15 protein-coding genes and 1 pseudogene are annotated in these 15,668 nt (G+C 64.9%); 9 read left to right on the top strand and 7 right to left on the bottom strand.

From position 1 onward, the window contains the following. Window positions 1–94 (bottom strand): annotated as a pseudogene (locus tag L288_RS43835) (RcnB family protein); the annotation flags it as partial. A gap of 253 nt (window positions 95–347) precedes the next feature. Here L288_RS43835 and L288_RS29775 point away from each other — a divergent pair. The 3 genes from L288_RS29775 (at window position 348) to L288_RS29765 (ending at window position 4,331) form a co-directional block, all read left to right on the top strand. Beyond that, entirely contained in the window at window positions 348–887 is a 540-nt protein-coding gene (locus tag L288_RS29775) for a hypothetical protein (RefSeq protein WP_030538903.1), read from the top strand. Beyond that, the gene (locus L288_RS29770; RefSeq protein ID WP_021237836.1) at window positions 880–3,450 is read left to right on the top strand and encodes an HWE histidine kinase domain-containing protein; all 2,571 of its coding nucleotides are present in this window, start codon (window positions 880–882) and stop codon (window positions 3,448–3,450) included. Before L288_RS29775 ends, L288_RS29770 begins: the two co-directional genes overlap by 8 nt. A gap of 71 nt (window positions 3,451–3,521) precedes the next feature. Further along, window positions 3,522–4,331 (top strand): DODA-type extradiol aromatic ring-opening family dioxygenase, encoded by an 810-nt coding sequence (locus L288_RS29765; protein WP_021237835.1) that lies wholly within the window; start codon window positions 3,522–3,524, stop codon window positions 4,329–4,331. A gap of 3 nt (window positions 4,332–4,334) precedes the next feature. Here L288_RS29765 and L288_RS29760 read toward each other — a convergent pair whose 3' ends face one another. Genes L288_RS29760 through L288_RS29745 form a run of 4 tightly spaced genes read right to left on the bottom strand, consistent with a single transcriptional unit; the run spans window position 4,335 to window position 6,800 of the window. Next, window positions 4,335–4,871 (bottom strand): (2Fe-2S)-binding protein, encoded by a 537-nt coding sequence (locus tag L288_RS29760; RefSeq protein WP_021237834.1) that lies wholly within the window; start codon window positions 4,869–4,871, stop codon window positions 4,335–4,337. Then, entirely contained in the window at window positions 4,868–5,344 is a 477-nt protein-coding gene (locus L288_RS29755; RefSeq protein ID WP_021237833.1) for a DUF2721 domain-containing protein, read from the bottom strand. Before L288_RS29755 ends, L288_RS29760 begins: the two co-directional genes overlap by 4 nt. Next, window positions 5,341–5,559, bottom strand: coding sequence for a hypothetical protein (locus L288_RS29750; protein WP_021237832.1), 219 nt, complete (start codon window positions 5,557–5,559; stop codon window positions 5,341–5,343). Before L288_RS29750 ends, L288_RS29755 begins: the two co-directional genes overlap by 4 nt. 32 nt (window positions 5,560–5,591) lie before the next feature. Beyond that, window positions 5,592–6,800, bottom strand: coding sequence for an LL-diaminopimelate aminotransferase (locus L288_RS29745; RefSeq protein WP_021237831.1), 1,209 nt, complete (start codon window positions 6,798–6,800; stop codon window positions 5,592–5,594). Window positions 6,801–6,940: 140 nt separating this feature from the next. Here L288_RS29745 and L288_RS29740 point away from each other — a divergent pair, with 140 nt between their 5' ends. The 5 genes from L288_RS29740 to L288_RS29720 all read left to right on the top strand — a co-directional run bounded on the left by L288_RS29740 (window position 6,941) and on the right by L288_RS29720 (window position 12,628). Further along, complete coding sequence (locus L288_RS29740) at window positions 6,941–8,680, top strand: PHA/PHB synthase family protein (protein ID WP_021237830.1); 1,740 nt, start codon at window positions 6,941–6,943, stop codon at window positions 8,678–8,680. Window positions 8,681–8,808: 128 nt separating this feature from the next. Continuing rightward, a complete protein-coding gene (locus L288_RS29735) occupies window positions 8,809–9,666 on the top strand; it encodes a phasin family protein (RefSeq protein ID WP_030538204.1) in 858 nt (285 codons plus the stop codon). A gap of 109 nt (window positions 9,667–9,775) precedes the next feature. Further along, window positions 9,776–10,183 (top strand): ATP-dependent Clp protease adapter ClpS, encoded by a 408-nt coding sequence (gene clpS, locus L288_RS29730; RefSeq protein ID WP_021237828.1) that lies wholly within the window; start codon window positions 9,776–9,778, stop codon window positions 10,181–10,183. A gap of 73 nt (window positions 10,184–10,256) precedes the next feature. Beyond that, a complete protein-coding gene (locus tag L288_RS29725; RefSeq protein WP_031304223.1) occupies window positions 10,257–12,035 on the top strand; it encodes a sensor domain-containing diguanylate cyclase in 1,779 nt (592 codons plus the stop codon). Between the two features lie 215 nt (window positions 12,036–12,250). Further along, complete coding sequence (locus tag L288_RS29720; protein ID WP_030538206.1) at window positions 12,251–12,628, top strand: MerC domain-containing protein; 378 nt, start codon at window positions 12,251–12,253, stop codon at window positions 12,626–12,628. A 68-nt stretch (window positions 12,629–12,696) separates the two neighbouring features. Here L288_RS29720 and glpX read toward each other — a convergent pair whose 3' ends face one another. After that, window positions 12,697–13,680, bottom strand: coding sequence for a class II fructose-bisphosphatase (glpX, locus tag L288_RS29715; protein ID WP_021237825.1), 984 nt, complete (start codon window positions 13,678–13,680; stop codon window positions 12,697–12,699). A gap of 155 nt (window positions 13,681–13,835) precedes the next feature. Between glpX and L288_RS29710 the strand changes: the two genes are divergently transcribed. Beyond that, on the top strand, window positions 13,836–14,141 hold the full coding sequence (locus tag L288_RS29710) for a hypothetical protein (protein WP_021237824.1): 306 nt from the start codon (window positions 13,836–13,838) through the stop codon (window positions 14,139–14,141). Between the two features lie 13 nt (window positions 14,142–14,154). Here L288_RS29710 and L288_RS29705 read toward each other — a convergent pair whose 3' ends face one another. Further along, complete coding sequence (locus tag L288_RS29705; protein WP_021237823.1) at window positions 14,155–15,459, bottom strand: homoserine dehydrogenase; 1,305 nt, start codon at window positions 15,457–15,459, stop codon at window positions 14,155–14,157. Window positions 15,460–15,668: the final 209 nt, after the last annotated feature.

Here is a 15,668-nt window from a genome sequence, read left to right as displayed (position 1 = left end):
CCGCCCGGCCGCGCCAGCCGCCATCATCTCCACGCTGAGCATAAGCAGGCGCGACGCCGCCCAATATTGTCGCGGACATCAGCCCCGCCAACATAATTTTCTTCAACATGATCTTTGCTTTCCATTGAGGCGTTATGCCCCGCATGCTCACCTTTTATTCTCCTCGCCATGTCGAGATGCTGAACTTGTTCGTCAGCCATTTGAAAGGGTCGGCGCGGCTGCCTTCCTGTCGCAGAAATGGATTCGGGGCGCTGTAGCGAGCCGAAAATTTCACCAGGCGAACGACTAAGCTAAAAAAGTTAATCGAGATCAAGGCAGGGCTGTTTGACAAGCTTTAGGAATGCCGGGTGACAAGAACGCCCATGGACGGCCGGATCAGACAGGCCCTGCGTCAAGCGACGATGGCGGAGCACCAGCGTGTGGACGATCTTTTCTCCCGCTTTTCGCTCGATACGCCAGAAAGCTACCGCTCCTTTCTGAAAGCCCATGCGCGCGCGCTCGCCCCGCTGGAGGCGATGGCGCGGCCTGCCGCGCCGCGCCTGCCGATGCTGGCCGAAGACCTCGCCGCCCTTGGCGAATCGATGCCGGACGGGCTGGCGATGCAGGCGCGGGACAGCGACGCGTTCCGCTGGGGCGCGCTCTACGCGCTGGAAGGATCGCGGCTGGGCGGGGCGATGCTTGAACGCCAGGTCGCGTCCGGTCTTCCGCGCGCCTATCTGTCCGCCGTGCATGAAAAGGGCGGATGGCAGGCGTTTCAACGCTCGCTCGACGCCGCCGCCGAAGGGGAAGGCGACCAATGGGTCGGCGAGGCCGTGCAGGGGGCGGAGGCCGCCTTCGCGCTGTTCGCCGCCGCCGCGATGAGCGAGCAGGCGATGGCGCGTGGCTGATGGCGCGGTTCAGGACGATGGGGGCTTCGCCGTCGACATCACCAATTGCGACAAGGAGCCCATTCACGTTCCCGGATCGATCCAGCCGTTCGGATTCCTGATCGCGCTCACGGCCGACTGGCTGGTGTCGCGCGTGTCCGCCAATAGCGGAGAATTTATCGGCCTGTCGCCGCAGGACATGCTGGGACGGCCGGTCAGCGATATTTTCCGCGCCGACGCGATCCACACGCTGCGCAACCGGATCACCTTGCTGCGCGGCGCGCATGCGGTCGAACGGATTTTCTCGCTCCCCCTGATCGACGGCTGCGCGCCCTTCGACGTCGCAGTGCATTTTTCCGGCTCGCTGGTCGTCGTGGAAGCGGAGCCTGCCCGCGCGGACGAGATGGAAGCGACCGGCATGGTCCGGTCCATGGTGGCGCGGCTGTCGCAGATGGACGGCATGACGGCGTTCCTGCGCGACGGCGCGCGGCAGGTGCGGGCGCTGACCGGCTTCGACCGGGTGATGGTCTATCGCTTTGCCGATGGCGGCGACGGAGAAGTCGTCGCGGAAGCCTTGCGGCCCGGCATCGACAGCTTTTTCGGCCTTCATTACCCGGCATCGGATATCCCGCAGCAGGCGCGGGCGCTCTATCTGCGCAACATCTTCCGCGTGATCGCCGATGTCCAGGCAAAGCCCGTGCCGATCGTTCCCGTGCTCGATCCGTCAGGCGCGGCGCTCGATATGTCGCTCAGCCTGCTGCGCTCCGTATCGCCGATCCATATCGAATATCTGGGCAATATGGGCGTGGGCGCGTCGCTCTCCATCTCCATCGTCGTGGGAGGGAAGCTCTGGGGCCTGTTCGCCTGCCACCATTATGGGCCGCGCCTGCCCAGCTTCGCGCAGCGCAGCGCGGCGGAACTGTTCGGCCAGATATTCTCCATGATGCTGGAAAGCCGCGAGCGCGCCGAAACCGCCGAATATGAAGGCAAGGCGCGGCAGGTGGCCGACCGGCTGATGTCGGCAGTCGCGCAGGACCATGACCTGCTGTCCAACGCGCGCTGGCTGGGCGACGTGATTTTCGACACGATCCCGGCGGAGGGCGTGGGCGTCTATATTGACGGGCAGATGACCCTGTCGGGCCTGACGCCGGACGAAACATCCTTCGCCGCGCTGGTGAAGCTGCTGAACCGCGCCGCCGCCAGCACGGTCTACACGACCGACAATCTCGCCAGCATCATGCCGGAAGCGGCTGCCTTCGCAGACCGCGCGGCGGGGCTGCTCGCCATCCCGCTGTCCCGCCGCCCGCGCGACTATGTCGTCCTGTTCCGGCCGGAACAGCTGCGTTCGGTGCGCTGGGCGGGCAGTCAGGAAAAGCATGTCGAATATGGCCCCAACGGTCCCCGGCTGACGCCGCGCAAGAGCTTCGAGGAATGGTCGCAACTGGTGAAGGGCACGGCGGTGCCGTTCACCGCCGCCGAATTGCGGGTCGCCGAGGCCCTGCGCACCGCCCTTCTGGAAGTCGTGCTGCGCCTGTCGGATTCGGCCAATGAAGAACGGCATCGCGCGCATGAGAAGCAGGAACTGCTGATCGCCGAACTCAATCACCGCGTCCGCAACATCCTGTCGGTGATCCGGGGTTTGCTGTCGCAGACGCGCGGCAGCGCGGGGTCGGTGGAAGAATTCATCGCAACGCTGGAAAGCCGCGTCCACGCCCTGGCGCGCGCGCATGACCAGATCACCGCCGACCGCTGGTCGCCTGCCAGCCTCTACGACCTGATCGAGGTGGAGGCGGGCGCTTATCTGGGCGAGCGGCGGGACCGGGTGAAGCTGACCGGGCCCAACGTGCTGCTGACGCCTTCGGCCTTCACGGCGATGGCGCTGGTGATCCATGAGCTTTTGACCAACGCCGCCAAATATGGCGCCTTGTCCGACAGCGGTGTCGTGTCGATCGACTGGCATGTGGACGAGGATGGCAGCCTGCTGGTCCATTGGGTCGAAAATGGCGGCCCGGCGGTCGTGGCTCCGACGCGGCGCGGCTTCGGATCGACCGTGATCGAACGGTCCATCCCCTACGACCTCAATGGAAAGGCGGAGCTTTCCTACCGGCTTGCCGGGCTGGAGGCGCATTTCTGCATCCCATCGACCCATGTCGCGTCCGTCCTGCCGAGCATTCCGGGCGTGGACCGCGGCAAGGCGCCGCCCGCCGCCATGCCCGAACTGTTGCAGGGGCGCCATGTTCTGCTGGTCGAGGATAATATGATCATCGCCATGGATGGCGAGGATGCGCTGCGCGATCTGGGCGCGGAAACGATCATCACCGCCGCCAGCATCGGCCGCGCGCGCGAGGCGATTGCGCTGCACCGGATTGATTTCGCCGTGCTGGATTTCAACCTGGGGAATGAAACCAGCCTGCCCATCGCCGATCTGCTGAGGGAGCGGGGCGTCTCCTTCCTCTTCGCGACCGGCTATGGCGACGGCCTGGAACTGCCCGATCGCTACAAGGATGTCACGCTGCTCAAAAAGCCCTATTCGGGCATGACGCTGGCGCAGGCGATCGCCCCGGTGATTGGCGAGGGTGGCTGAGCCACGGCGCGAAACGGAAGGTTTCGCCGCCTGATGTTGCGCTTCGCCGCGCTTGCGGCGATCTAGGGGGCATGAAACAGCCCAGCCTCTACATACCGCATGGCGGCGGTCCCTGCTTCTTCATGGACCCGTCAGATCCCGATCGTCCGCACAGCGATCCCATGTGGCACCCGATGCAGGACTATCTGGCGGGACTGTTCGCCAGCCTGCCGGAAAAGCCGCGCGCGCTGCTGATCGTGTCGGGCCATTGGGAAGAGCCGCAATTCACCGTCCATCATGGCGGCAGGCCATCGCTGCTGTTCGACTATTATAATTTTCCGCCGCACACATACACGCTGCGGTGGGATGCGCCGGGCGATCCGCAACTGGCGGACCGGATGGACGCGCTGTTGCGGAAGGCTGGCTTTCCGGTCGCGCGGGAAGAGGAGCGGGGCTGGGACCATGGCGTCTTCATCCCGATGAAGGTGGCGGTGCCCGGTGCCGACATTCCCGTGGTGCAGCTCTCCCTCAAGCAAGGGCTCGATCCCGCCGCACACATCGCCGCCGGCCGCGCGCTCGCGCCGCTGCGGGACGAAGGCGTGCTGATCATCGGGTCGGGGATGAGCTTTCACAATATGCGCGTGCGGGGCCATGACGGCACCGGCCGGGCGGTGGAGTGGGACGATGCGCTCACCAGCGCCGTGACCGATCCCGATCCGCAACGCCGCGCCGCACGCGTCGCCGCGTGGGACAGGCTGCCTTATGCGCAGTTCGCTCATCCGCGCGAGGAACATCTGCTGCCGCTGATGGTGGCGCTGGGCGCGGGCGCCGGCGACGCCGCGCGGCTGGACCATCGCAGCGCGGTGATCGGCTGGACCGTGTCGGCCTATCGCTTCGGCTGAGGGTCAGGGCCTGCGCAGCGCGGGAACGGTGCGGGCGGCGTCTTCGGGCGTCACGCCGGGCGGCGGCGCTGCCTCCACCTGCTCCTCGCCGCGCATGATCCGGCCTGCCCGCCGGATGGCGGCGCGCAGCCGGGGATAGATGCCGCACCGGCATATGTTGGTGACGAAGGCGTCGATTTCTTCATCGCTCGGATCATTGTTGCGCTTCAGCAGCACGGCGGCGGTCATGATCATGCCCGGAATGCAATAGCCGCATTGCGACACATTGTCGGCGGCGAACACCTGTTGCAGCGGATGGCCCCGGTCGGGCGACAGCCCTTCGATCGTGGTGACGAAGCGGCCTTCGGCATTGCGGATCGAAAGCTGGCAGGACCGGACCGCATCGCCATCGATATCCACCGTGCAAGCGCCGCAATGCCCCGTGCCGCAGCCATATTTGGTGCCGGTCAGGTTGGACGCGTCGCGCAGCGCCCACAGCAGCGGCGTGTCCGGGTCCATCCGATATTGGACCGGCCGGTCGTTGACGGTGAATTTGGTCATGCCGCCTCGTCCCCCTCCGCCTGATGGTACAGCACTTCGTTGCGGATGTGGATCGTGCGGGAGGCGAGGCGGATTTCCTGGATGAAGGTGCCGAAGGCCGCCGCCTGGAGCAGCATGGCCAGGATGAACAATATGGCGACCAGCGTGCCCAGATGCGCGCTGAGCAGGTTGCCCGCGAACAGCAGGATGACCACCAGGCACACCGCGCAGGCGGACGCCACCGTCAGGAAGATGGATGAGTTCACCACGCTCATGCGGCGGTCGAGCACCCGGATTTCCTCCACCATGCGGTCATGTTCCTTGCCGCGCGTGGTCAGGATGCGTTCCTCCACCCGCCGCGCGCGGTCGATGATGCGGGCGAGCCGCCCCACGCAGACGTTGAGGAACGCGCCGATCCCCGCCAGCAGGAACACGGGCGCGAGCGCGAGCTGGATCGTCTGAGCGACCTGCGAAACCTGGGGAATGGGGATCATCGCCTGCCTGCCGTCATCTTGTCCACAAACCAGCGCACCGCGATGAAAATGGCAAGGGCTGACAAGGGCGCGATCCACAAGATGGCGCCAGCATCATTCTTGTGCGCGCAATCCGCTTCCGCCACGCAATCGCCGAACACCGATCCCACGAACAGGGCCGCCAACGCCATCAGGAACAGGGCCGCGGACAGGCAGCCGCACGCGCTTCCCAGCATGCGCGGCCGGTAGCTCCGTCCGTCAGTCCCGCTCAGGCAGCACCCTTGGCCGGCGTGTTGATGCCCATGGATTTCAGATATTGCTTGATGTTGCGGGCGGCCTGCCGCAGCCGCTGCTCATTTTCCACCATGGCGATGCGGACATAGCCTTCGCCATCCTCGCCATAGCCGACGCCCGGCGCGACCGCGACCTTGGCATGGGTCAAAAGCTGCTTGGAAAATTCCAGGCTGCCCATCTCCTTGAGCGCGGGGGGCAGCGGGGCCCAGGCGAACATCGACGCCTTGGGCGCGGGGATTTCCCATCCGGCGCGGCCGAACGCCTCCACCATCACGTCGCGGCGCTTGTGGTAGAGTTCGCGGTTCTTCTGGACGATGTCCTGCGGTCCGTTGAGCGCGGCGCAGGCGGCCGCCTGGATCGGCGTGAACGCGCCATAGTCGAGATAGGATTTCACCCGCTTGAGCGCGGTGATCAACTGCCGGTTGCCGACCGCGAAGCCGATCCGCCATCCGGCCATCGAATAGGTCTTGCTGAGCGATGTGAATTCGACCGCGACATCCTTCGCGCCCGGCACCTGGAGGATGGAGGGCGTTGGATTGCCGTCATAATAAAGCTCGGAATAGGCAAGGTCGGACAGCACCCAGACCTTGTTCTCCTTCGCCCAGGCGACCAGCCGCTCGTAAAAGGCAAGGTCCACCGTCTCGGCCGTCGGGTTGCTGGGATAGCCGACCACCAGGATCGACGGGCGCGGCACGGTGAAGGCCATCGCCCGTTCCAGCGACTTCCAATAATGTTCGTCCGGCGTCGTCGGGACCGACCGGATGGTCGCGCCAGCGATGATGAAGCCGAACATATGGATGGGATAGCTGGGATTGGGCGCCAGCACGACATCGCCCGGCGCGGTGATCGCGGTGGCCAGGCTGGCCAGCCCTTCCTTCGACCCCATGGTCACGACCACTTCGGTTTCGGGGTCCAGGTCCACGCCGAAACGGCGGCCATAATAATTGGCCTGCGCGCGGCGGAGGCCGGGAATGCCCATCGATTGGGAATAGCCATGCGCGCTCGGCTTCTGCGCCACTTCGCACAGCTTGGCGATCACATGGTCCGGCGGCGGCAGGTCGGGATTGCCCATGCCAAGGTCGATAATGTCCTCGCCCGCGGCTCGCGCGGCGGCCCGCATCGCGTTGACTTCAGCGATGACATAGGGCGGCAGGCGCTTCATGCGGTAAAATTCTTCGGACATTATAGGCTTTCCTGAAAGGTCTCCGTGGAGGATAGTGATCGGCGCACGCGATGCGTGACGCGCTTTGGCTATAACCCGCCCGGCAGCGGCGCGCTAGCGAAAGCGGCGGGCAGGGTGATGCCAGGATAGGGAAGGTGGCCATGAAAGCGAACGACCTGGGTGAACCGCATCTGCCGACGCTGGAGCAGATGCAGCAATGGACCCAGGTGCTCGGCCGCGCGCAGCAGCTTTTGCTGGAGCAGGCGGCGGGGGCGACCGGACGGGCGCTGCCGTTCGACGCCGAAGCCGTGGCCCGCATCCAGACCGGGTTCGCCGACGAAGGATTGGCGCTGTGGCAGCGCTTTCTGGACGCGGGCGGCATGTTGCGCGACAAGCCGGAACCGCCGCCGCCCGGCAGCCCCGCCGCCGTCAAGGACCGCCGCTTCGCCGATCCAGCCTGGTCCAACCATCCCTTTTACGACCTGATCCGGCAAAGCTATCTGCTGCTGTCGGACTATCTGCTCAAGCTTGCCGATGCGGTCGACGATGCCGATCCCAGGCAGAAGGCGAAGCTGCGTTTCGCCACCAGCGGGCTGGTCGATGCGCTGGCGCCCACCAATTTCGCCTTCACCAACCCCGCCGTGATCGAAAAGACCCTGCAAAGCGGCGGCGAGAATCTGGTGAAGGGTTTGCAGAACATGCTGGCCGATCTGGAAAAGGGGCAATTGACCCACACGGACGGCACCAGCTTCGAGGTCGGGCGCAATATCGCCGCGACGCCGGGCAAGGTGATCAAGGAAACCTCGCTCTACCAGCTGATCCACTATGCCCCCACGACGGAAAAGGTGCTGGAAACGCCGCTGCTCATTTTCCCGCCGTGGATCAACCGATTCTACATCCTCGATCTGTCGCCGGAAAAAAGCTTCGTCAAATGGGCGCTGGATCAGGGGATCAGCGTCTTCCTGCTGTCCTGGAAGTCGGCCGATGCGTCGATGAAGGATCTTTTGTGGGACGATTATATAGTGGACGGGCAGGTGGATGCGATCGACACGGTCCGCGATCTGCTGGGCGTGCAGAGCGTCCACACCATCGGCTATTGCGTCGCCGGGACGACGCTCGCCGCGACGCTGGCGCTGCTGGCGGCGCGGGGGCAGGCGGACAAGGTGGCGAGCGCCACCTTCTTCACCGCGCAGGTGGATTTCAGCGAAGCGGGCGACCTTGGCCTTTTCATCGACGATGAACAGATGAAGCTGGTGGAGCAGCTGTCGGCGGGCGGCTTTCTCGACGGGCGCTACATGGCCGCCACCTTCAACCTGCTGCGCGGGCGGGACCTGATCTGGAACTATGTCGTCAATAATTACCTGCTGGGGCAGGATTATCCGCCGTTCGACCTGCTCTACTGGAATGGCGACACCACCAACCTGCCCGCCCGCTGGCACAGGGATTATCTGACGCAGCTTTACCGCGACAACCTGCTGGTCGTGCCGGACGCGCTCAGCGTCGACGGGACGCCGCTCGACCTGCGAAAGATCAGGACGCCCGCTTATGTCCAGGCGGGGCGGGAAGATCATATCGCTCCGGCGCAAAGCGTGTGGAAGCTGACCCGCCATCTGTCCGGGCCCGTCCGTTTCATCCTTGCCGGGTCGGGACACATCGCCGGAGTGATCAATCCGCCCGCTGCGGGCAAATATCAGTTCTGGTCGGCTGACGAACCGCAGCCGGATCTGGACGCGTTCATCGCGGCGGCGAAGGAGACGAAGGGAAGCTGGTGGCCCGACTGGCTCGGCTGGATTCGGTCCCTGGGCGATTCGACGGTTCCGGCGAAAGGCGCGCGCCAGCCGGGCGGGGGAGCGCTCAAGGCGATCGAGGATGCGCCGGGGCGTTACGTCAGGACCCGATGAGCCACTGAATAGCCGCGCTTTTTTCCGGCGGTCCAACTGCTGCATTATCCTTTGTTGCAGTGCACAAAAAACGTCTTGAAACTGACATCGAGATAACTTATTGTGCATTGCAGCAAAGGAGGATGACCATGGCAGTGACCCCCAAGGCAGTTCCTCGCAAGCCGGTGGCTGCGAAGAAGGCAGCATCTACTCTTTCAGCCGGTGAGGCTTTGAAAGCGGCGGAAGCAGCCGTAGGTTCCGATCCGGCGCCCGTGAAGCCGAAACCCGCCGCGCCGCAAAAGGCGGTGGCGCGCAAGCCTTCCCCGGCGGCCAAGGCTGATCCGGTTGCGATCGCCGCCGCCACGACCGCGGTAGATGCCGCGCCGGAGCCGGCCGGTGCGGGCGAGGCAGTCGAACCTGATCCGTCCCTGCCGATCGCCGTTGCCGATGAAGCTCCGGCGGAACTCAAGGGCACTGACAGCCTGTCATCCGATACGGGGCCGGTAGAGCCCCTTTCCCAGCGTGCAGAAGGAATGAATGTGATGAACGACGTGATTGAAAACGGAAAGAAGTTTGCTGAAGAAACCAAGGCCAAGTTCGAATCGGTCTATGCCGGTCTGAACGAAAAGGCGAAGGCGAGCGTCGAAAAGTCGACCAAGGCGATCGAAGAACTGAGCGACATCACCAAGGGCAATGTCGAAGCGCTGGTCGAATCCGGCAAGATCGCTGCCAAGGGTTTCGAAACGCTGGGCCAGGAAGCCGTCGATTACGGCCGCAAGAATTTCGAAAAGGCGACCGCGTCGATCAAGAGCTTTTCGACCGTCAAGACTCCGACCGAATTCTTCCAGCTGCAAAGCCAGCTCCTTTCGTCCAGCTTTGACGAGCTGACCAAGGAAGCGGCCAAGAGCAGCGAAGCGCTGATCAAGCTGGCCGGTGAAGTCGCCCAGCCGCTGACCGCGCGCGTGACCGTCGTCACCGACAAGGTGAAGTCGTCCTTCGCCGCCTGAGCGCAAGCGCTGAACTGACAGCTTTAAGGCACGGCCTCCGCCCACGGGTGGGGGCCGTTTCCTTTCGGCACGGCGCGGTCCTGCGCAACTGGACCAGCCCGCCCTTGCCATGGACGATCGAATCGCCATATTCTTGGTCGACATGAGCAGCATCGGCAAATTGGCATTTCCCGCAATGATGGCGGGCAGGGATCAGGACGACCAGGGCGAAGGCCCCGGCGGCCCCAATGTCGGCATCGCGACCCGCACCCGCGCGCGGACGAAGAAGCCGTCCCTCTACAAGGTGCTGATGCTGAACGACGATTACACGCCGATGGAGTTCGTCGTGCATGTGCTCCAGCAATTCTTCCGCATGGACATGGAGGAAGCGACCCGCGTGATGCTGCATGTCCACCAGCGCGGCGTCGGCGTGTGCGGCATCTTCAGCTATGAAGTGGCGGAAACCAAGGTCAACCAGGTGATGGATTTCGCCCGGCAGAACCAGCACCCGCTGCAATGCACGCTGGAAAAGGCCTGACCGCTTTTCCGGCAGCCGAGCGGCCAATATACTATAGCATATGTTAACCATGGCGGCGTAAAGCCGCCTGGTGATGAGCCTTTCTTCCGTTTCCTCCAGACTTGCGCCTTTATTGGCGGGAGTGGCCTATTTTCTTTTGGCCGCGCTGGCGTTGCTGGTGTCCCGCTTCGAAGGCGGCCTGGCCTATATCTGGCTCGCCAACGCCCTGCTGATGGCGGAGCTTCAGCGTTCCGGCCTCCGGCGCTGGCCCGGCATCCTCCTGTGCTGCGCTATTGCGAGCATGCTGTCGACGGCTCTCTTCGGCATGGGGCTGGCCGCGGCGGTGCCGATGGCGCTGATCAATATGGCGGAGGCGTTGATCGTCGCCCTGCTCTGCCGCCATTTCGCGCCGGGCCGTGACCTGACCGGCGCGTCGAAGCGGCCGCTGGTCGTCTTCGTGCTGGCGCTCAGCCTTCCCGCGAACATCATCACCGGCCTCGCGGCGGCCTATGTCGCATCTTCGCTGACGCCGGTGTCCTTCGGCGCGTCCTGGCTGCAATGGTATAGCGGCCATGTGCTTGGCGGCCTCATCTTCGCGCCCATGCTGATCATGTTGTGCCAGGGGGACGCCGCGCGCTGGCTCCGGGAATCCTCGCGCAGGAGCAAAGCGGAGGCCGTGGCGCTTCTGGGCATCTTCGCCCTGTTCACCGCTTTTATATTCTACTTCGCTCGTTACCCGATGCTGTTCGCGCTGTTGCTGCCCATGGTCGCGATCGCGTTCCGCATCGGTTATCTGGGCGCAGCCGCTTCGGTCGTCGTGCTGGCCATCATCGGCGGCATGGCGACCATGACGGGCTACGGGCCGTTTCATATGGTGTCCGGCTCCATGGGCGAGCGTATCCAGTTCCTGCAACTCTTCCTCGCCTTCAGCTTCCTGCTGATCATCCCGATCGCCGCCGAACTCGCCCAGCGCCGCCGCCTGTTCCAATTGCTCCAGGAAAGCGAGGCGCGCTACCGCGCCATCGCCGAACATAGCGGCGATGTCGTGCTGAATGTCAGCGTCGATGGCGTCATCCAATATGCCTCTCCTTCGGCGGCGGAGCAGTTGGGATGGGAGCAGGGCATGCTGATCGGGCGGGACGCGGCGGACTTCGTCGATCCGCTGGACCGGGGCGAGGTGCTGCGTTCTCACCGCCGCGCGCTGGCGCATCCGGGGGATGTGCAGACGGTCGAATTCCGTCCTCTTCCGGCCACCGGGGATCTCAACTGGTGTGAAATGGTGATCCGCGCGGTGGTGGATGAACGCGGCGTTCCCACCGGCGTGATCAGCGCGATTCGCGACGTGTCCCGGCACAAGGCGCGGCAGAACGCGCTGCAAAGGGCGGCGTCCACCGATTCGCTGACCGGCGCCGACAGCCGCCGCGCCTTCATGGACAAGCTGGAGGATGAACTGCGCCGCACCGCCAATGGCGAGCGTTCCTGCCTGCTGCTGGTCGACATAGATCATTTCAAGTCGGTCAACGACCGCTATGGCCACGTCATCGGCGACAAGGTTCTGTCCAACTTCGTCGCGCGTCTGCGGCCGGGCCTGCGCGGAATGGACAGCATCGGGCGGCTGGGCGGCGAAGAATTCGCGGTCCTGCTCGTGGGGGTGGACGTCCACCGCGCCAGCCTGATCTGTGAGCGGTTGCGCGATCTTGTCTCCGGCCAGCCGATGCGGATGGACACGGGCGAGTCGATTTCCATCACCTTCAGCGCGGGGCTGGTGGAATTGAGCGGCGCTGTCAGCACCACTGAATTGCTGGAAGCCGCGGACAAGGCGCTCTATCGGGCGAAGCATGGCGGCCGCAATTGCTTGAGGCTGGCCGCCTGACGCCACCATGATGCGCTCCTGCGAAAGCGGGAGCCCAGTCGAGAGCGCGAACCTGCCTTCCTCCCTTCACCGGAACGGGCCGGTGGGACCGGATAGACTTACCGGCGGAGCGATCGCTCGCAGCATTTCCCATTGACCTCCCCGATCCCCCGGCGCGATAAAGTCATCAATGATATGTTGTAACTTCATCCTGTCTGTCCTATGTATCCGCGACCATGCCGACGAGTTTCCGATCCGCCCTGATGACGGGCCGCCTTGATCGCATAGCGATCGCCTTGTCGGGCATGTGCGTTGCGCATTGCCTGGGCACGGCCGTGCTTCTGGGCATGCTGGCCTCGGCGGGCGGCGTTTTCGACAATCCGCTTTTCCATGAAGTGGGGCTGGTGCTGGCGATCCTGCTCGGCGCGGTGGCGCTGGGCCATGGCGCGGTCATGCACGGCTATATGATGCCGGCCGCGGTCGGATCGCTGGGGCTGGGGATCATGGCGGGCGCGCTGACGCTGGACCATGGATGGCAGGAAAGCGCCTATACGCTGCTTGGCGTCGCGATCCTGGCGCTCGGCCACGATCTCAACCATCGCGCGGGCCGCTGAGCCTTTTCCAACCGGCATGAAAAAGGGGACCTGCGGGTCCCCTTTCTGCATTCACGATGGCAGCCGGATCAGACGTGCTTGCGATCCAGATGATGTTCGCCCTTCACCCAGCGCACGGTGCCGGTGCTGGCGCGCATCACCACGCTTTCCGTGGTCAGCTTGCCGCCCGGGAGGCGCTTGACGCCCGCCAGCAGCGACCCGTCAGTGACGCCGGTCGCCGCGAAGATGCAGTCGCCCTTCGCCAGTTCCTTGAGGTCATAGACCTTGTCGAGATCGGTGATCCCCCATTTGCGGGCGCGGCCGCGCTCGTCATCGTTGCGGAACAGCAGCTTGCCCTTGAACTGGCCGCCGACACAGCGCAGCGCGGCGCAGGCCAGCACGCCTTCGGGCGCGCCGCCCGATCCCATATAGATGTCGATGTTCGTTTCCGGGTCGGTCGTGGCGATCACACCGGCCACGTCGCCGTCCGGGATCAGCATGATGCCGCAGCCGATCGCGCGCAGCTCCGCGATCAGCTTTTCATGGCGCGGCCGGTCGAGCACGCAGACGATGATCTCGCCCGGCTCAACGCCCTTCGCCCTGGCGACCGCCTCCACATTCTCCTTCACGGAACGGTTGAGGTCGATCACGCCTTCGGGATAGCCGGGGCCGACGGCCAGCTTTTCCATATAGACGTCGGGCGCGTTCAGCAGGCCGCCTTCTTCCGAAATGGCCAGCACCGCCAGCGCGTTCGGCCCCGCCTTGGCGGTGATGGTCGTGCCTTCCAGCGGATCGAGCGCGATATCGATCTTGGGCCCGCTGCCGATCGCATTGCCGACCTTTTCGCCGATATAGAGCATCGGCGCTTCGTCGCGCTCGCCCTCGCCGATGACGACGGTGCCGTCCATGTAGAGGTCGTTGAAGGCCAGGCGCATCGCTTCGACCGCGGCGGCGTCGGCGGCCTTTTCGTCGCCCCGGCCGATCAGCTTGGAGGCGGCTATGGCGGCTGCTTCAGTGACGCGCACCATTTCAAGCACCAACACGCGATCGAGAATCGAGCTAGCCTGCACCATGGGAATTCCTCTGCTTTCTCTAAGTCGATGAGGCGATAGGAGGTCGTCTGCCCCTTGTCGAGCCGTGCCGTCTTGAGAACCGGCTTTTCATGTTGAAGATGCAACGGATCATCGAACGGATCGTTGGTGCGGTAACATCTTCAAAGGGCCGCATAATGATCGTCGCCGTGATTGCCGCAAGCCTCGCCACGTCAGCGGCGCTTGTTCCGCGCAAGTCAACCGGCGCTGCTCCCTGCCATGCCGTGCCGTCGCTCTGTATCGCGAGCGGGGAGGAGAAGGCCCGCCCGCTCGCGGAATCACAGCGGCCTTCGAGCGACACCAAGATGAGCGCCTATCGTTTCGACGCACGCCCTTGCCGGGTGATCGGCAATATGGGCTGTCCCAAACAGGCGCGGCTCAAGCTGTTCCGGCTGGGCGAGCCCCTGCGCGAGACCTTACTGCGGAGCTTCGGGCCGCGCTGACGGCCAGCGGCGCTCAATCCAATATGTGCATGACCATCGGCGCTTGCAGCAGGCTGTCCGATCCGGCCAGCCGCTCCAGCGTGTCACGCACGCAGCTTTCCTCGCCCGCATGGGTCACGATCGCGACGAGAACGCCGTCCTGCTGGTTTGCGCCGCGCTGGATCATGCTTTCAATCGACACGCCCGCATCGCGCGTCGCGGCGGCGATCTCGGCCAGAACGCCGGGGCGATCCTGCACCTTGAAGCGCAGATAGGCGCGTCCGACGCGCTTGCCCGCATCGGCGGGCGGCTGTTGCGCCAGCGCCGCCACGGGCATGGCGAAGGCGTCGCCATATTCGTCGCGCGCCACGTCGATCAGGTCAGCAACGACCGCCGAAGCCGTCGGGCCGTCGCCCGCTCCGCGTCCCTGGAAGAACAGCCTGCCGACGAAATTACCCTCCGCCACAACAGCGTTCAGCGACCCATCGACATGGGCGAGGGGGTGGTCGAGCGGCACCAGCATGGGATGGACGCGCTGGAACAGCCCCTCCGGGCCGTTTTCCGCCATGCCGACCAGGCGGATGCGGAAGCCCAGCGCCGCCGCTTCGGCAATGTCCGCAGCGATGACGTGACGAATGCCTGTCGTCGCCACATTGTCGAAATCAAGCTCGGTGCCGAAGGCCAGGCTAGCGAGGATGGTCAGCTTGTGCGCGGCATCGACGCCATCGATGTCGAAGCTGGGGTCCGCTTCGGCATAGCCCAGCTCCTGCGCTTCCTTCAGCACATCGTCGAAGCTGCGCCCTTCCTTCTCCATCGTGGTGAGGATGTAGTTGCAGGTGCCGTTCAGTATGCCATAGACGCGCGCAATCTCATTGGCGGCGGCGCCTTCGCGCATGCCCTTGATCACCGGGATGCCGCCCGCGACCGCTGCCTCATATTTGAGGGCGATTCCTGCCTTTTCCGCCAGCGCCGCGAGGTCGAGCCCATGGTGGGCCAGCATGGCCTTGTTCGCGGTGACGAAGGGCTTGCCCGCCGCCAGGCACTGCCGCGCCAGGGTGAGCGCCGGGCCATCCGCCCCGCCGATCAGCTCCACCACCACGTCCACATCGTCGCGCCCCGGCAGGGTCGTCATGTCGTCGACCCACTCATAGGGCGACAGGTCGACGCCGCGATCCTTGTTCCGGTCGCGGGCGGAGATGGCGACGATCTGGATCGGACATCCCGCGCGGCGGGCGATCAGCTCGCCATTGGTCTGCAACAGCCGGATGACGCCACCGCCCACCGTGCCGAGACCGACAAGCGCGACGCGCAGCGGGGCATGGCGGTGAAGATTGGTCATGGCTGTGTTTCGTCCTCAGGCTGGCATGAAGCCGCGCTGATAGCCGCCAACGCGCCGCTGTCCAAGGAAAAGAGGGCGGGACGGGCGCAGGCGCTGCACCAGGGCGCCGTCAGGGCAGCGTCCTCCGGCGCTCGCATGGGCCCAGCGCCTGCATGACCAGCGCATAATCGGCGCGCGCGGCGTCGGCATCTCCGGGGGGCAGGGCGCGG

Origin of the sequence: Sphingobium quisquiliarum P25, from assembly GCF_000445065.1 — a bacterium.
Classification (GTDB): domain Bacteria; phylum Pseudomonadota; class Alphaproteobacteria; order Sphingomonadales; family Sphingomonadaceae; genus Sphingobium; species Sphingobium quisquiliarum.
The sequence above is the reverse complement of the archived record's forward strand: the minus strand, read 5'-3'. Positions and strand labels throughout refer to the sequence as shown.

Bases quoted from the DNA above. Each gene is read 5' to 3' on its own strand.
- L288_RS29750 (WP_021237832.1), bottom strand. From the start codon at position 5,559: ATGCTGGGAAGCGCGTGCGGCTGCCTGTCCGCGGCCCTGTTCCTGATG.
- L288_RS29765 (WP_021237835.1), top strand. From the start codon at position 3,522: ATGAAACAGCCCAGCCTCTACATACCGCATGGCGGCGGTCCCTGCTTC.
- L288_RS29760 (WP_021237834.1), bottom strand. From the start codon at position 4,871: ATGACCAAATTCACCGTCAACGACCGGCCGGTCCAATATCGGATGGAC.
- L288_RS29755 (WP_021237833.1), bottom strand. From the start codon at position 5,344: ATGATCCCCATTCCCCAGGTTTCGCAGGTCGCTCAGACGATCCAGCTC.
- clpS (WP_021237828.1), top strand. From the start codon at position 9,776: ATGGACGATCGAATCGCCATATTCTTGGTCGACATGAGCAGCATCGGC.
- L288_RS29735 (WP_030538204.1), top strand. From the start codon at position 8,809: ATGGCAGTGACCCCCAAGGCAGTTCCTCGCAAGCCGGTGGCTGCGAAG.
- L288_RS29720 (WP_030538206.1), top strand. From the start codon at position 12,251: ATGCCGACGAGTTTCCGATCCGCCCTGATGACGGGCCGCCTTGATCGC.
- L288_RS29725 (WP_031304223.1), top strand. From the start codon at position 10,257: ATGAGCCTTTCTTCCGTTTCCTCCAGACTTGCGCCTTTATTGGCGGGA.
- glpX (WP_021237825.1), bottom strand. From the start codon at position 13,680: ATGGTGCAGGCTAGCTCGATTCTCGATCGCGTGTTGGTGCTTGAAATG.
- L288_RS29740 (WP_021237830.1), top strand. From the start codon at position 6,941: ATGAAAGCGAACGACCTGGGTGAACCGCATCTGCCGACGCTGGAGCAG.
- L288_RS29705 (WP_021237823.1), bottom strand. From the start codon at position 15,459: ATGACCAATCTTCACCGCCATGCCCCGCTGCGCGTCGCGCTTGTCGGT.
- L288_RS29745 (WP_021237831.1), bottom strand. From the start codon at position 6,800: ATGTCCGAAGAATTTTACCGCATGAAGCGCCTGCCGCCCTATGTCATC.
- L288_RS29710 (WP_021237824.1), top strand. From the start codon at position 13,836: ATGATCGTCGCCGTGATTGCCGCAAGCCTCGCCACGTCAGCGGCGCTT.